Here is a 14296-nt window from a genome sequence, read left to right on the forward strand (position 1 = left end):
TCAATTAGTCCTCCCGCTCACGTTTCTCTTTTGATGAACCTGTGCTCCAGGATCAAATTTTTTGTTTTGGACCTCACCCCCTTTATGCGCTCCAGGATCAACTCTACCGCGCGTTGTCCAATCTCATAAGCCGGTACCATAATGCTGCTTAATTTCGGATTGCTCATCTGTGCAAATGAAATATCATCGCATCCAATGACTGAAACATCATCGGGTACTTTCAAGCCTTTTTCCTGTATTGCATTTATTGCACCAAGCGCAATTAAATCGTTTGCTCCAAAAACAGCCGATACATCTGCTTCATTGAGTACAGAATTCATTAACTCATACCCTGATTGATAACTGAAATCCCCAATCCTGTACAAAGGATGAAGACCAAACTCCTGCATGGCGTCAATATATGCCTGTCGCCTCATATCAGCTGATTGCACAAAACTTGGGCCTGCTAAATGGCAAATCTTTTTATGCCCTTTCCGAATGAAATAAAGAACCGCTTCATAGGCTGCCTTGTAATGATCAATCGAAACGGTGTCAAAAGGAGTATTTTCTATCAGCCGGTCACAAAGAACAATCGGTATATTCAACTTATCAAGTTTTTCCGCCTTGGCTTCATCCAAAGTTGAAGTGACCAGAATAATTCCGCCAACCTGTTGACTGTACATTTTTTTTATGTAGTCCTGTTCATTTTCCGGGTCATTATCAGTATTGCTTATAAATAATGAAAACCCCATTTGTCGGGCGGAGTCCTCAATGCCTCTGGCAAGAACAGGAAAATATGGGTTTACAATATCGGGAAGTATCAGCCCCAAAACATTTGATCTGCTATTGGCCAAACTTCTGGCTATGGCATTCGGCTGATAGCCGAGCTCTTTGATTGAATGAAGCACCCTCTCCTTTATTTGCTCGTTCACCTTTGGATTGTGATTGATCACTCTGGACACGGTCGCTTTAGAAACCCCGGCATGCCTGGCCACATCGAGGATTGTTATTTTCATTTTTTCATACTCCTTATGTGAAACCGGTTTCACAAAAGATTGTAAATTTTTGAAATTATCCACCTGAAGCGAATATACCATATTTATATTTTTTTACACAACCTTAATCGAAAAAAAAATATCCCTGAGTCAAAGGGAGCGAATTCTTCAAATACAAAAAAGCCTGTTCCAAACTGGATACAGGCTTGCATTTTTATAAAACTTTTCCCAAAAAAGCTTTCGTACGTTCGTGCTGCGGGTTTGAAAATAGTTCCGCAGGTTCATTCTCTTCAACGATATAGCCGTTGTCCATAAAAATGACTCGATCGCCGACTTCACGGGCGAAGCCCATTTCATGGGTGACAACAATCATTGTCATACCGTCCTTGGCAAGTTGCTTCATAACTTCGAGGACTTCTCCGACCATTTCAGGGTCCAGTGCTGATGTTGGTTCATCAAACAGCATGACTTTCGGCTCCATTGCCAGAGCTCTGGCAATAGCCACGCGCTGTTTCTGTCCTCCTGAAAGAGAGTCTGGATAAACAACCGCCTTATCGGCCAAACCGACTTTATGGAGAAGATCCATCGCTTTATCATTAGCTTCCTGTTTGGATAAACCTTTAACATTGACCGGGGCCATTGTAATATTTTCCAAAACCGTTTTATGAGGAAACAGGTTGAAATGCTGGAACACCATTCCGACATCTTTACGGATTTCGTTAATATCCGTCTTTTTATTTGTAAGATCTTTTCCTGTCAAATAAACATGGCCGCCGGTCACAGACTCAAGAAGATTCAAGCAGCGGATGAATGTAGACTTCCCTGACCCTGAGGGGCCGATAATTACCACGACTTCCTGAGGCTTCACTTCTAATGATATATCTTTGAGCACTTCATTGTCTCCGAAGGATTTTTTCAGTTTTTTTACAGAGATCATTCAGTCTTCATCCTCCTTTCAATGAAGTTCATCAGGTATGTCAAAGACAAAGTAAGGATCAGATAGATAATCGCCACTGTAATGTATGGCTCCCATACACGGATATACTGCCCTTGTGCTGCACGGCCCCAATACATGAGTTCAGGTGCTGCAATAATTGCTGCCAATGAAGTTTCCTTCAGCAACGAGATAAATTCATTTCCAAGGGGCGGGATCATTCGTTTAAAAGCTTGCGGTAAAATGACAAGCTTCATAGCTTGTCTATGGGTCATACCAAGGGACCGGGCTGCTTCCATCTGCCCTTTATCAATTGATTGAATACCTGCCCTGAAAATTTCAGCCATATACGCCGCCGAGTTAAGAGCCAGGGCGATAATAGCAGAGACAATCGGGTTGGCAGGTGTCATAAACAAAGGTACGACACCAAAATGAATGAGGAGGATTTGAACTAAAAACGGGGTTCCTCTGAAAAAATTAATGTACCAAATGAATGGCATCCTGATCCATACCCTGTTGGCCATTTTCCCTAGCCCGATAAAAAGACCAATCGTTAGCCCAAGTGCCACGCCTGCAACTGTCAGTCCAAGCGTCAACAAAGTCCCTTTAATAAATAACGGCAAATAATCTAATATAATATCATACCGAATGTTCATTAGATGTCACCTTTCTTTGTTTGCCTATGCAAAAACGGCTATCCAATGTGAACACATTATTGGACAGCCGTTTTGATATATTATTTCTCAGCAGCTTTTTTTAAAGCCTCGACATCCGGCTCTTCATCAAACCACTTTTTATAGATCTCAGCATATTTTCCGTTGTCCAGGACAGTATTTAATGCTGTATTAAATTCATCTACAAGTTCGCTTCCTTTTGGAAAAACAATTCCGTAATATTCAGGCTCGAATGCCTTATCATCAGAGACCGTTTGGATTCCTGCATCCGGATTTTTCTTTTGATATTCCAAAGCAACAGCAATGTCTGTTACTGCAGCTTCGACGTTGTCACCTTGCAATGCCTGGAACATGAGGGCAGCAGTTTCGTATTTGGAAATGTCAGGAGAATTTTTCCCTACCACTTTTTCAGCGGAAAATTGGCCCGTAGTACCGTTTTGAACTCCTAGTTTTTTCCCTTTTAAATCTTCCGCCTTTTTAATATCCACTTTATCTTTGAAAGCGATCATTGTTTTTGATTCAAAATAAGGATGTGAAAAATCATATGATTCAACTCTCTCATCAGTAATTGTGACTCCTGCCATACCGAGATCAAGCTGCTTGCTTTGAAGGCCTGCGAACATGGCGTCCCAACCAGTATTATCGATTTTCACTTCATATCCGGCTTCTTCAGCCACCGCGTTCAACAAATCTACGTCAAACCCAGTCACTTCGCCTTTGTCCATAAATTCGAAAGGCGCAAATGTTGCTTCTGTACCAACATTCAATACTTTCTTTTCTTCAGTTTTTGCACCGTCTTTATTTGCTGAATCCTTTTCTTCTCCACTTCCCCCACAGGCTGATAAAACAAGAGCTGATCCAGCAATAATAGACAGTAGTGTTTTCTTAATTGATGTTTTCAACTTAATGCCCCTCTTTCACTTGTTGCAATTTGTATGATAACGATTTCTGTACAAGTATATCTTACTATTAAAGAATAGCTTGTATTGAACTTATAATCAATGATTTTTATGCATTTTTATACAAAATCTTTATTTTTATATAATTTTTTATTTTAAAATATATCTTCTCCATTTTCCTCTAACTATATTTTAAACGGTTGAACAAAGATATACTCCTACAAAAATGTTAAAATATAGAAAAGGAGGCGGTTTTATGGATTTGTCTTACAAAAACATATTAGTTGCTGTAGATGGTTCAAAACAAGCGGAATGGGCATTTAAAAAAGCCGTACAGGTTGCCAAAAGAAACAATGATGCAAAGTTGATACTCATCCATGTCGTCGACACAAGGTCATATGGTTCCGTTGAAGCATACGATGTCACCATGGCTGAACGTGCAAAAGCATATGCAGAGGAACTTCTGGACGCCTACAGGAAGGAGGCCGAATCAGAAGGACTTACAAATGTAGAGACACTGATTGAACACGGGTCTCCTAAAGTTGTCATCTCCAAGCAGGCAGCCAAAGAAGTAAGTGCCGATTTGATTGTTTGTGGAGCTACAGGACTTAATGCAGTTGAGCGTCTGCTGATCGGAAGTGTGTCCGAAAATATTACTCGCTCAGCTCAATGTGATGTCCTCGTTGTCAGGACGGAAGAGTAACATGCTTATTTTTATGAAAAGAGCGTTATCCCGAATCGGGAAACGCTCTTTTTATATCAGCTTTTTTGCGTGTTCCAATTGAATTTCAACTTGGTCAAATCCTGTTCCGCCGTATGAGTTTCTCCTTCTCACCGCTTCTGTCGGAGAAAGCACAGCATAAACGTCGTCTGAAATTTCACCGCAGGCATCCTTGAACTCTTCCAAAGATAAGTCCAATAAATAACAGTTTTTGTTGATGCAATAAAGCACAAGCTTTCCAACGATTTCATGTGCTTCACGGAATGGTATCCCTTTTGCCGCCAAATAATCTGCAAGCTCAGTCGCATTGGAGAAATCCTGATTAACTGCTTCTTCCATAACGTCTGTCTTGACCGTCATCGTTTCAATCATTCCCGCAAAAATTTTCAAAGAACCGATCATCGTATGAACTGTATCAAACATTCCTTCTTTATCTTCCTGCATATCTTTGTTATATGTCATAGGAAGTCCTTTTAAAATCGTGAGCATGGAAATAAGATTCCCAAAGACTCTGCCGCTTTTTCCACGGATCAGTTCTGCCATGTCGGGGTTTTTCTTCTGAGGCATGATGCTGCTTCCGGTTGCATACGTATCATCCAGCTCAATAAAGCTGAACTCTTTGCTTGACCAAAGAATGATTTCTTCAGCCAATCTTGTCAAATGAGTGATAGTCAAAGCCGAATTGCTCAAAAATTCCACGATGAAGTCACGGTCGCTCACGGCGTCCATGCTGTTTTCATATACACTGGAAAAGCCGAGCAATTCCGCTGAATAATGGCGGTCTATCGGGAAAGTCGTCCCTGCGAGAGCACTTGCGCCCAGCGGTGAAATATCGATTCTTTTAAGACTTTCCTCAAAGCGCTGTTTGTCGCGTTCAAGCATCCAAAAATAAGCTAGAAGGTGATGGCCGAATGAAACAGGCTGAGCTCTTTGCAAATGTGTGTAGCCAGGTAAAATGGTCTCCACGTTTTTTTCCGCCTGTCCAACAAGAGATATTTGCATTTCCTTGATATGATCGATAATCACTTGTACCTGTTTTTTCAAGTACAAATGCATGTCAGTGGCCACCTGGTCGTTACGGCTTCTTCCTGTGTGAAGCTTGCCGCCTACCGGTCCGATTTCATCAATCAACATCTTTTCCAGATTCAAGTGGATGTCCTCTTCAGAAATGGAATACTCCAATTCTCCTGCCTGTGCTTTTTCCTTCAGCTTCAAAAGACCGGCTTGAATCTGCTCGCTTTCTTCCTGTGTTAAAATGCCTGTCTTGCCAAGCATTTTTACATGTGCAAGTGAACCTTCGATATCTTCCAAGACTAATTGCTGGTCAAAGGAGATGGAGGCCCCAAACTCCTCGATCCATTGCTCTGGTGTCTTGGAAAAGCGGCCTCCCCATAATTTTTTCATTGTTTCACTGTATCCTTTTTATTCACTGAGCTGTGAACTTCGGTCGGTAATCCCCAGAGCTTAATGAAACCGACAGAGGCAGATTGATCAAATTCGTCTTCTGATGTATATGTTGCAAGTTTTTCGTCATATAAAGAATTCGGTGATTTTCTTCCTTCTACAATGGCATGGCCTTTGAACAGTTTTACACGGACAGTACCGTTGACATACTGCTGTGTTTCTTGAAGAAATGCTTCAAGTGCTGGTGTAAGTGGTGAGAACCATAAGCCTTCATAGATCATTTCAGTCAACTTTTTGCTGATAACCGGCTTGAAGTGACCGATATCTTTTACAAGCGTCAGGTCTTCCAGTTCTTTATGTGCCGTCAACAAAGTGATCGCTCCTGGGCATTCATACACTTCACGCGATTTAATGCCGACAAGTCTGTTTTCGACATGATCAATTCTTCCAACGCCGTGCTTTCCAGCAACAGAATTCAAATGAAGGATTAAGTCACTCAAATTATATTTCTTACCGTCTATTGCAACAGGAACACCTTTTTCAAATTCAATTTCAACAACATCAGGCTGATCCGGTGTATTTTCAAGAGCTGCTGTAAGATCATAAGCATCTTCTGGAGGAGCAGCCCAGGGATCTTCCAAAATTCCACATTCGTTACTTCTTCCCCATAGATTTTGGTCAATGGAATACGGGCTGTCCAAATCGATCGGAATCGGTACACCCTTCTCTTTTGCATATTCAATTTCTTCTTCACGTGACCAGCTCCAGTCACGAACAGGTGCCAAAACTTCCAAATCAGGGTTCAATGCTTTTATGGAAACTTCAAAGCGCACTTGGTCGTTACCTTTTCCTGTACAACCGTGAGCGACTGCATCCGCGTTTTCCTTTTCAGCCACTTCAACCAATTTTTTTGCAATCAATGGTCTGGACAAAGCCGAAACAAGAGGATATTTATTTTCATACATTGCATGTGCCTGCAATGCCGGAAGAACAAATTCATGAGCGAACTCTTCCTTCGCATCAATCATGTAGCTTTTAGTTGCCCCCATATCCAAAGCCTTCTCTTTAATAAATTGCAAGTCTTTTCCTTCTCCAACATCAAGACAACATGCAATGACTTCGTACCCTTTATCAATAAACCATTTTACGGCAACAGATGTATCTAACCCGCCTGAATAAGCAAGAACAACTTTCTTTTTCACAAGAAACCCTCCGTTTTAGATGTATTATTATACATAAAAGTTAATATTTAATCATTTAATATAAGGATAATAACACACATTTTTATGGAGTTCAATACATATTCATGAAAATGTATAAAAATAAAAAAGATGGGGTCTGACCCCCATCACACTAAAGCGTTAACGAATTAACGCAGCGGGGGTCAGACCCCTTTTATTCTATTTCTTCAGTTCCCTGATCACATGGCCCAATTCTTTTAGAATTAATTTTTCCATAGCTGTACGGACAGCACCGCTTGACCCCGGTGTAACAAAGACTGCTTTGTTTTTGTATGTTCCGGCTGTCGCTCTTGACATGATGGCTGCCGATCCGATGTCTTCCAGATAGCTGATCATGCGGAATAGTTCGCCAAAACCAATAATCTCTTTTTCAAAGAAAGGGGAAATAGTTTCAATGGTAATATCCCTTTTCGCAATTCCTGTACCCCCATTTATTAAGACAGCCTGGATATCCGGGCTGTCTGCCGCTTCGCGGAATGAAGAAATGATAGCATCTTTATCGTCTTTAACGATTGAATAAGATCCAATTTCATGTCCATTTTCCTGAAGCAAGCTTTTCATCAGTTTACCGCTCTTGTCCGTTTCTTCCGTCCTCGTATCGCTCACTGTAATAACCGCACAATTGACCGATGCCGGGGCCTGCTTCTTATGTTGATGCACGCTCATTAAATATCACCGCTTTTAATCAGCAAAAATTTATATTGATAGTATTTTAATGTAAAATCTGTTATTTTTCTCGTTGTTTTGTAGTTGACGCCGGCTCCGATGAACATGGATGCCAGGGGCAAGCCTGAAACCTTCTTTTTGGACAACATTAAAATAAGGCTGACTTTTAATAAATGTTTTAAAGGCTCATCAATCCATGATGAGTCCGTCATCCGTTCTTGTTCGTGATAATAAAATTGTTCGTCACCTTTTTGAAGATCATGGATCAAATCTTCCCATCCGAACATTTTCAATCGTTCAGGCAATGTCGCCGTATGGAAAACTTTTAAGGTTTCAAGCAACCCTGCTGGCGACTTGACGTTATACCCGAAAGACATCGCCATTAATTGTACGGCCCTTAAATTTATCACAGCCATTGCGACTAAATCGCTTCCAACCAAGACAGTTTTACCCGTACCGATCATTCCTCCCTGTGCAAAAGAATAGAGTCTGTGTCTCGCCGCTTGTTGTTCAGCCAGGAATGTAAGTTGATCAATCGATAATTTCCGCAAATCTTCCAAAGTATTGATGTCACTATCCATGGAACGTGCAGTGCGCAAGATCCGTTCCTCCGCATCTGTTTGCAATTGTGACTCCCTAAGCATAGAATTCAAATGGAATAGCCATCCATCAAGTTTTTCAAAAAATTGGATTTGCAATGAATCGGGCAAAAGTGAAAAAGCTTGTTCCATCCACTTATCATAGGCATTCTCGATATCTGTAGTTTCATACTCAAATAAAGTTTGGCGCCATTCCTGCAAATCTTCCCACATTTGTTCGTCTCTCTTAGTCCAATCCACTGCAAGCACCCTTTCGTCATTTTATTTACTTAGTATAGAGAAGCTGCCACTAAAACTCAAAGCAGGAATATCAGGCGGATATAAACCGCATAACATCGCGTGCTATCATAATTTCTTCATTTGTAGGAATCACAAGCACTTTTACAGGTGAGTAGGAATAATTCAGGAAAGCCTCTTTCCCTGTAATTTTGTTCAGGTCAGGATCCCAATATACCCCCATAAATTGAAGCCCTTTCAATACTTTTGCCCGGATAAAACTGCTGTTCTCTCCGATCCCGGCTGTAAAAATGATGGCATCTACGCCAGACATTCGTGCTGCATATGATCCCAAATATTTATGGATCCGATCTGCAAATATGTCCAGAGCCAGTTCTGCCCGGTGGTTACCATTTGCCGCCTCAAGTTCGATATCGCGCAGATCACTGGAAAAGCCTGATACACCGAGCATCCCGGATTTCTTATTCAAAATGTCCAGCACTTCATCCGCTGTCTTATCGGTTTTTTCCATTAAATAAGGGATGAGTGCCGGATCAATATTCCCTGATCTTGTTCCCATAGTAACGCCCGCAAGGGGTGTAAAACCCATGGATGTATCGATTGATTTTCCTCCCTTGATTGCAGCTATACTTGCACCGTTTCCCAGGTGGCAGGAAATAAGCCTTAATTGCTCTAATGGCCGTCCAAGAATTTCAGCCGCCCTCTGCGAGACATATTTGTGCGATGTTCCATGAAAGCCGTATTTCCGAATGCCAAATTTTCTATAATACTCATAAGGTAAACTGTACAGAAATGAGCTTTCAGGCATTGTCTGGTGAAATGCCGTGTCAAAGACGGCCACCTGGGGGATATCCGGAAGAACCTTTTTAAATTCCTTGATCCCGACAATATTGGCCGGATTGTGAAGTGGCGCCAATTCAATGAGATCCTCAATCTCCTTCAAAGTTGTATCCGTGATCAACACCGAATCGCTGAACTTCTCCCCACCATGGACAACCCTGTGCCCGACTCCCTCTAAATCCTCAAGGGATTGAATGGCGCCATTTGTTACAAGTCTGTCCAAAAGCAGTTTAATCGCCTCTTCATGATTGGGGATTTCAAGTTTTTCTTTGAACCTTTTTTCATGAACAGACATGGACAATAAAGAACCTGGCAAGCCGATCCGTTCAATCATTCCTTTTGCAATGACATTTTCATCAGGCATTTGAAATAGCTGAAACTTAATGGAGGAACTCCCCGCATTGACCGCAATCACTTTTGCCAAACTTATCATCCTTTGACTTCCAGTTTATTTGTTTTCATCAAACCATTTCTCCATTTTCATGAGGATCCGGTCCATAGCCTCTTTGTTGGAGAGCTTTGGAAAAGCAGCCAACAGAACCTCTTTCGGAGGTTTGATCCCCGGCTTTTTCTTCTGCAGGACCAAAATGCTTTTGGCCGCCTGTCCGCTTGCAAACATGGTAAGCGGGAGCTGTAATACTGCCTGTATATATGCCGTATCTTTAAGGTATTCATGCAATTTTGGAGCTTCTTCCGACTCAAACAGATCATTGGGAATAAGGAAAAACAAATAACCGCCCGGTTTGGTATGATTTATGCTTTGTTCAATGAACAGGTGATGGGCGTATGAATGTCCTTCCTCTTTTCTCAGGGAGTAACTTGCCGCGTTGGCATCGTCCGGATAATATCCGACCGGCAAGTCGCAGACAACAACATCAACCGGATCAATAAAGAGAGGTTTCAACGCATCCTGATTGAAAAATTCAACTGTCTGCATCTGCAGGTTCGCCCCGATATAGCCGAGCTTTAAAAGCAAATCGTCTACATCCACACCGTAAGCCTCCAGCCGGACATCCTGCTCTTTCCTATTTAATATGGAAAAAAGGAGATTGCCTGTTCCGACAGCCGGGTCAAGTATCGAGATATCCGTTTTACCGTCTGTAAATTTTCCGATTAAATAACTGATGAAATAACCTATCGTGTCAGGCGTCATTTGGTGGTTAGCCTGGACGTTATCTTTCATCCCTTTTAAAATGGCAAATTGGTATGCCCTTCGAATGTCATCACTTTTATATGCAGGTAATTGGACATCTGAATATTTCTTTTCGAGCCTCTTTTTTGTAATTTCGCTTACCTCGGTCTGCATGATTTGCTGTTGAAAAATATTCTCTCCCGTTTCTGCGAGTGCTTCCAAATATGTACACTGTAATTCTTCCTGCAATATTTCCGCTGTATCATTGAACAGTGAAAATAATTTTTCTATCGGTAATTTCTTCAATGATTTTCCACCCCGTAACAAGACTTCTCCCTATATTTTATCGATGTCCTTCATCTTAAACAAGAAAAAAACCCCGGTATACCGGGGAAGAATTCTATATTGAGAAGAAATACTGTTATTTTATCAAAATAACTATTCTTGATTCATTATCCAGTGACCGGCAAATGTATCCCTTTTTCCTCAAAATATCCTCTGCTTGATCTTTCAAGATATTGATTCAGGGCACTACATTCAGTCAGCATCTCTCCTAGGTCGCCATTTTCCGGCTGAAACGTACAAAAAGTGCTATTGACAATGCCGGCGTATAGAATGTTCCAGTACAGGCTCCAACTGTTGTGAACGGTAACCTCTTCTTCTTTATAAGCTCGTCCAGCTCGCAGCGATAACATTTCATTTTCTCCTTGTGGACTCCAGTTTGTCCCCTCTAAACGGAGCTTTACATATTTTTTACGGCTTCAATGGCAGCCTCATAATTGGGATGGTTTGTCCCTTCACTTACATATTCCGCATAGATGACCTGGTCATTGCTATCAATGACAAAAACACTTCGTGCAAGGAGCCTGAATTCTTTCATGATGACACCGTAGGCTTCACCAAATGACAGATCCCTATGATCCGAAAAAATCTTTGCCTGGCTTAATCCATTTTCTTCTGCCCAGCGCTTTTGGGCGAATGGGAGATCTGCGGAAATTGTCAGGATTGTGGCGTTTTCAAGTGCTGCTTCCTCGTTAAACCGTTTGGTTTGGGCAGCACAGACTCCAGTATCGACAGATGGAACCACACTGATTACACGTACTCCGGTGAAATCGCTTAACTTCACTTCCGAAAGATCTTGATCCAACACAGTAAAATCCGGAGCTTTATCACCCGGTTTTACAACATTCCCTTCCAACGTGATAGGATTTCCTGCAAAAGTTACAGCTGGCATACATCATTCCTCCTTGTCTCTTTTCACTTTTTATCATCCAGTAATTCGCTGTGAATAGCAAGGAAAAAGATGTAAACAACTTGATCAGATATCATAATCAAGCTGCTGCTTCCCTTCCGATTTCTGCTTATTTGATTGCCCGGCTTGACTGTTTTTTATTATCGTTTGAATTTTGTCAAAAGCAACTGGAGCCATATCCACCATTTTTTCAAATAAATGAGTATTTTGCTCCAGTCGCAGCATGTTCACCCCCTGGGAGTTGACAACCAAAAAAGCAATGGGTGTGATGGAAACTCCCCCGCCGCTTCCTCCTCCGAAAGGCAAGCCTGCGTATTGATCATCCGGGGAATCCATCGAGGAAGAGTCGTCTCCAGATGAAAACTCACTGCCGCCCATCGCAAAACCGAAGCCAACCTTGGATACAGTCAGGATCACCCCGCCGTCCGGTGTTTCAACCGGATCTCCAACGATCGTATTCACATCGATCATTTCCTTCAAATTTTCCATCGCTGTCGTCATTAACCCCTTGATTGGATGTTCCATTATTTTCGGTCCTCCTGTTATTCAACTTCTTCCACTTTTTAATAAATCTGAGTAGCGTCAATATAGCTTTTCCAGTCCGAATCGATACCATACAAGATATTTCAGTGTCAAATCCAACAGCTTGAAAGAAAGGCACAAAAGAAAGCTCAGGAGCTTTTTTCATCGGGACATACCGTTTCAGCCATGCCTCGAAGATTCCCTTTATAGACCAGACAGCGCCCGCCAGCCTCCCCGTCGCGGCCGCTTCCCCGACCCCTGCTCCGGATCTCCATACAAAACAGTGAATAGTTAAGTTTTTCAGAGCTTCTAACATAGGGGCCTTTAAATCTTTCAGCATCATATCATTTGTAGTATCTTCAAGCTTTTTCTGCCATTTACCGACGGTTTCCTGCGATTTTCCTTCATCATTCATCAGATTGTGTAACTTATCCTTAATGTCCAAGGTTCTTTTAATCCTTATCAAACCATAGGCCGTCACTAAATGTATGTCCAAAGTACATTCAGATAAATTTTTCATTCTAAAAGAAAATTTCAATATGATTTTAGAAATGAGTATTGCAGCAATAGCCAATAAGAAGGTGGCCAAAACAATTATAATAATGTTCCAATCCATTTCACGCCTCCGGTTATCAGTTTCACCGAAGCGATAAAAAAATAAACCCGCTTAAGAATAAGCGGGTTCGGCCGTCTCCCGGCGTTCATGAACAACAGCAGTGTCTGCAAACATATCGTGCAATGCCTGCTTCTTGGGAGTGAATGCGGCAATGATATATAAAATCCATATGGTCGCGGAAATGTATCGGCCAATCCACTCTCTGAAAAGGACTGTGCTCCAGCTCAGCTTATCATCATTCAACGGAATGACTTTTAATCCGAAGACCATTTTACCAAGTGTCTGTCTAAAAAACTTTGTCATCAGAACAAAGTACAAGTAGAAAATCAGTGCACTGGCAATGTTGATAGGTGTAAATATTCCGGAGGCAGAAAGTTGAAGATCCAGTGCCCGGAACAACGGTTTTACTAAAATTCCGCTCACTCCTCCTATGACAGCAAGGTCAAGTAAATAAGCCCAGAATCTCATCCAAAAACCGCCGTAATGGAAAGGAGGCCGCGGATCTGTCCTGCGGGTTTCATTCGTTTGTATTTCATCCATTATTTGACACCTCCATCATTGGGCATATAAATACATCATTCTGGGTGAATTCGGTTTTGATAACATATTCACCAGTTCACCCATCTCGGAGCCACCGGATAATTTTTGGGCTGTCATGGAAAAGAGCGATCCCAGACCGGCGGAGGAGGAATATTTGAACACTTCGGCATCCTGTAACTTAAAGTCTTTTTTCATTGCTTCGATGACATCTTCCGTATAACCGAAATCATCAATCAAGTTCAGATCTTTGGCCTGACGCCCATCATAGACCCGTCCATCAGCAATTTTACGGACCTGGTCTTCCTTCATATCGCGCCCCTCGGCAATGATCCTGACAAATTCATCATAGGAATTCGTCAGCATGCTTTCAAGAATCTCCACTTCTTCAGGCGTCATTTTCCGATGTCCACTCATGATATCTTTATACTTTCCGCTTTTAATCGTCATAAAGTCTATTCCGATCTTATCAGTCAAATCGCTGTAGTTTACACCTTGCATGATTACACCCAATGACCCTGTCAATGTTTCGGGACTGGCAAAAATTTTATTAGCGGGTGCGGATATGTAATAACCGCCTGATGCTGCCATGGACCCCATGGAAATATATACTGGCTTTTTCGTTTCTTTTTGGATTTCTACGAGCTTATGGCGAATTTCAGCTGATTCATTCGTGCCCCCTCCTGGAGAATTGACACGTAAAACAATTCCCTTGATGCTGGTGTCCTCTTTCACCTGATTCAACTGCTTCATGAAATCCCTGTGGGAGTACCCGGGTGAAGTAAGATAAGACTTTGCATCTCCCGTATCCTGTATTACCCCGTCCACCTCAAGAACTGCAATCCTTTTTAAAGCATTTCCTGAGTCAATCACTTCTTCGCCGAAAGTTTCTCCGGTTATCATATTTTCCTTGAACATCTTTGAGAAATCACCAAACATGAGCGCGCTCGCCATGTTGATGATGATTGAAAAGAAAAATACACCTGCTGCTATACCTAGTGCTGCCCATCTCTTTCCATTCACAATAAACTCCTCCTTTCCTTTTTTC

17 protein-coding genes are annotated in these 14296 nt (G+C 41.8%); 1 reads left to right on the plus strand and 16 read right to left on the minus strand.

The window, feature by feature from the left end; translation table 11 throughout:
• Positions 1 to 17: 17 nt before the first annotated feature.
• The 4 genes from C509_RS0120320 to C509_RS0120335 all read right to left on the minus strand — a co-directional run bounded on the left by C509_RS0120320 (position 18) and on the right by C509_RS0120335 (position 3484).
• Positions 18 to 995, minus strand: coding sequence for a LacI family DNA-binding transcriptional regulator (locus C509_RS0120320; protein WP_018708774.1), 978 nt, complete (start codon positions 993 to 995; stop codon positions 18 to 20).
• A 193-nt stretch (positions 996 to 1188) separates the two neighbouring features.
• The gene (locus C509_RS0120325) at positions 1189 to 1911 is read right to left on the minus strand and encodes an amino acid ABC transporter ATP-binding protein (RefSeq protein WP_018708775.1); all 723 of its coding nucleotides are present in this window, start codon (positions 1909 to 1911) and stop codon (positions 1189 to 1191) included.
• Positions 1908 to 2564, minus strand: coding sequence for an amino acid ABC transporter permease (locus C509_RS0120330; RefSeq protein ID WP_018708776.1), 657 nt, complete (start codon positions 2562 to 2564; stop codon positions 1908 to 1910). The genes C509_RS0120325 and C509_RS0120330 overlap by 4 nt, the downstream gene beginning before the upstream one ends.
• An 80-nt stretch (positions 2565 to 2644) precedes the next feature.
• The gene (locus C509_RS0120335) at positions 2645 to 3484 is read right to left on the minus strand and encodes a basic amino acid ABC transporter substrate-binding protein (protein WP_018708777.1); all 840 of its coding nucleotides are present in this window, start codon (positions 3482 to 3484) and stop codon (positions 2645 to 2647) included.
• 253 nt (positions 3485 to 3737) lie between these two features.
• Between C509_RS0120335 and C509_RS0120340 the strand changes: the two genes are divergently transcribed.
• Positions 3738 to 4184 (plus strand): universal stress protein, encoded by a 447-nt coding sequence (locus tag C509_RS0120340; RefSeq protein ID WP_018708778.1) that lies wholly within the window; start codon positions 3738 to 3740, stop codon positions 4182 to 4184.
• 51 nt (positions 4185 to 4235) lie between these two features.
• On the opposite strand, the gene argH is transcribed toward C509_RS0120340, so the two are convergent.
• The 12 genes from argH to sppA form a co-directional block, all read right to left on the minus strand.
• Positions 4236 to 5606, minus strand: a complete 1371-nt coding sequence (gene argH, locus C509_RS0120345) for an argininosuccinate lyase (protein WP_018708779.1) — start codon at positions 5604 to 5606, stop codon at positions 4236 to 4238.
• Entirely contained in the window at positions 5603 to 6808 is a 1206-nt protein-coding gene (locus tag C509_RS0120350) for an argininosuccinate synthase (protein ID WP_018708780.1), read from the minus strand. The genes argH and C509_RS0120350 overlap by 4 nt, the downstream gene beginning before the upstream one ends.
• 198 nt (positions 6809 to 7006) lie before the next feature.
• On the minus strand, positions 7007 to 7513 hold the full coding sequence (locus C509_RS0120355) for a MogA/MoaB family molybdenum cofactor biosynthesis protein (protein ID WP_018708781.1): 507 nt from the start codon (positions 7511 to 7513) through the stop codon (positions 7007 to 7009).
• Positions 7513 to 8352 carry an EcsC family protein gene (locus C509_RS0120360; RefSeq protein WP_026319994.1) on the minus strand — a complete coding sequence of 280 codons (840 nt, stop codon included), beginning with the start codon at positions 8350 to 8352 and terminating at the stop codon, positions 7513 to 7515. Before C509_RS0120360 ends, C509_RS0120355 begins: the two co-directional genes overlap by 1 nt.
• A 70-nt stretch (positions 8353 to 8422) precedes the next feature.
• A complete protein-coding gene (locus C509_RS0120365; RefSeq protein WP_026319995.1) occupies positions 8423 to 9613 on the minus strand; it encodes an acetate kinase in 1191 nt (396 codons plus the stop codon).
• Between the two features lie 24 nt (positions 9614 to 9637).
• Entirely contained in the window at positions 9638 to 10627 is a 990-nt protein-coding gene (locus tag C509_RS0120370) for a class I SAM-dependent methyltransferase (protein ID WP_018708784.1), read from the minus strand.
• Between the two features lie 146 nt (positions 10628 to 10773).
• A complete protein-coding gene (locus C509_RS0120375; protein ID WP_018708785.1) occupies positions 10774 to 11016 on the minus strand; it encodes a hypothetical protein in 243 nt (80 codons plus the stop codon).
• A gap of 47 nt (positions 11017 to 11063) precedes the next feature.
• Positions 11064 to 11555, minus strand: coding sequence for a thiol peroxidase (gene tpx / locus C509_RS0120380; RefSeq protein WP_018708786.1), 492 nt, complete (start codon positions 11553 to 11555; stop codon positions 11064 to 11066).
• 84 nt (positions 11556 to 11639) lie between these two features.
• Complete coding sequence (ytfJ, locus tag C509_RS0120385) at positions 11640 to 12101, minus strand: GerW family sporulation protein (protein ID WP_026319996.1); 462 nt, start codon at positions 12099 to 12101, stop codon at positions 11640 to 11642.
• Positions 12007 to 12711 carry a DUF2953 domain-containing protein gene (locus C509_RS25230; RefSeq protein WP_018708788.1) on the minus strand — a complete coding sequence of 235 codons (705 nt, stop codon included), beginning with the start codon at positions 12709 to 12711 and terminating at the stop codon, positions 12007 to 12009. The genes ytfJ and C509_RS25230 overlap by 95 nt, the downstream gene beginning before the upstream one ends.
• 51 nt (positions 12712 to 12762) lie before the next feature.
• Entirely contained in the window at positions 12763 to 13251 is a 489-nt protein-coding gene (locus C509_RS24345; protein WP_018708789.1) for an RDD family protein, read from the minus strand.
• Between the two features lie 15 nt (positions 13252 to 13266).
• Positions 13267 to 14271: a signal peptide peptidase SppA gene (gene sppA, locus C509_RS0120400; RefSeq protein ID WP_018708790.1), complete on the minus strand. Its 1005-nt coding sequence runs from the start codon at positions 14269 to 14271 to the stop codon at positions 13267 to 13269.
• Positions 14272 to 14296 lie beyond the last annotated feature (25 nt).

This window comes from Siminovitchia fordii DSM 16014 = CIP 108821 (genome assembly GCF_000374565.1).
Taxonomy (GTDB): domain Bacteria; phylum Bacillota; class Bacilli; order Bacillales; family Bacillaceae_C; genus Siminovitchia; species Siminovitchia fordii.

What these genes read in the sequence shown, in the direction of transcription:
- C509_RS0120375 (WP_018708785.1), bottom strand. Translation starts at nt 11,016, where the DNA reads ATGTTATCGCTGCGAGCTGGACGAGCTTATAAAGAAGAAGAGGTTACC.
- C509_RS0120320 (WP_018708774.1), bottom strand. Translation starts at nt 995, where the DNA reads ATGAAAATAACAATCCTCGATGTGGCCAGGCATGCCGGGGTTTCTAAA.
- C509_RS0120340 (WP_018708778.1), top strand. Translation starts at nt 3,738, where the DNA reads ATGGATTTGTCTTACAAAAACATATTAGTTGCTGTAGATGGTTCAAAA.
- C509_RS25230 (WP_018708788.1), bottom strand. Translation starts at nt 12,711, where the DNA reads ATGGATTGGAACATTATTATAATTGTTTTGGCCACCTTCTTATTGGCT.
- C509_RS0120325 (WP_018708775.1), bottom strand. Translation starts at nt 1,911, where the DNA reads ATGATCTCTGTAAAAAAACTGAAAAAATCCTTCGGAGACAATGAAGTG.
- tpx (WP_018708786.1), bottom strand. Translation starts at nt 11,555, where the DNA reads ATGCCAGCTGTAACTTTTGCAGGAAATCCTATCACGTTGGAAGGGAAT.
- C509_RS0120355 (WP_018708781.1), bottom strand. Translation starts at nt 7,513, where the DNA reads ATGAGCGTGCATCAACATAAGAAGCAGGCCCCGGCATCGGTCAATTGT.
- C509_RS24345 (WP_018708789.1), bottom strand. Translation starts at nt 13,251, where the DNA reads ATGGATGAAATACAAACGAATGAAACCCGCAGGACAGATCCGCGGCCT.
- C509_RS0120330 (WP_018708776.1), bottom strand. Translation starts at nt 2,564, where the DNA reads ATGAACATTCGGTATGATATTATATTAGATTATTTGCCGTTATTTATT.
- argH (WP_018708779.1), bottom strand. Translation starts at nt 5,606, where the DNA reads ATGAAAAAATTATGGGGAGGCCGCTTTTCCAAGACACCAGAGCAATGG.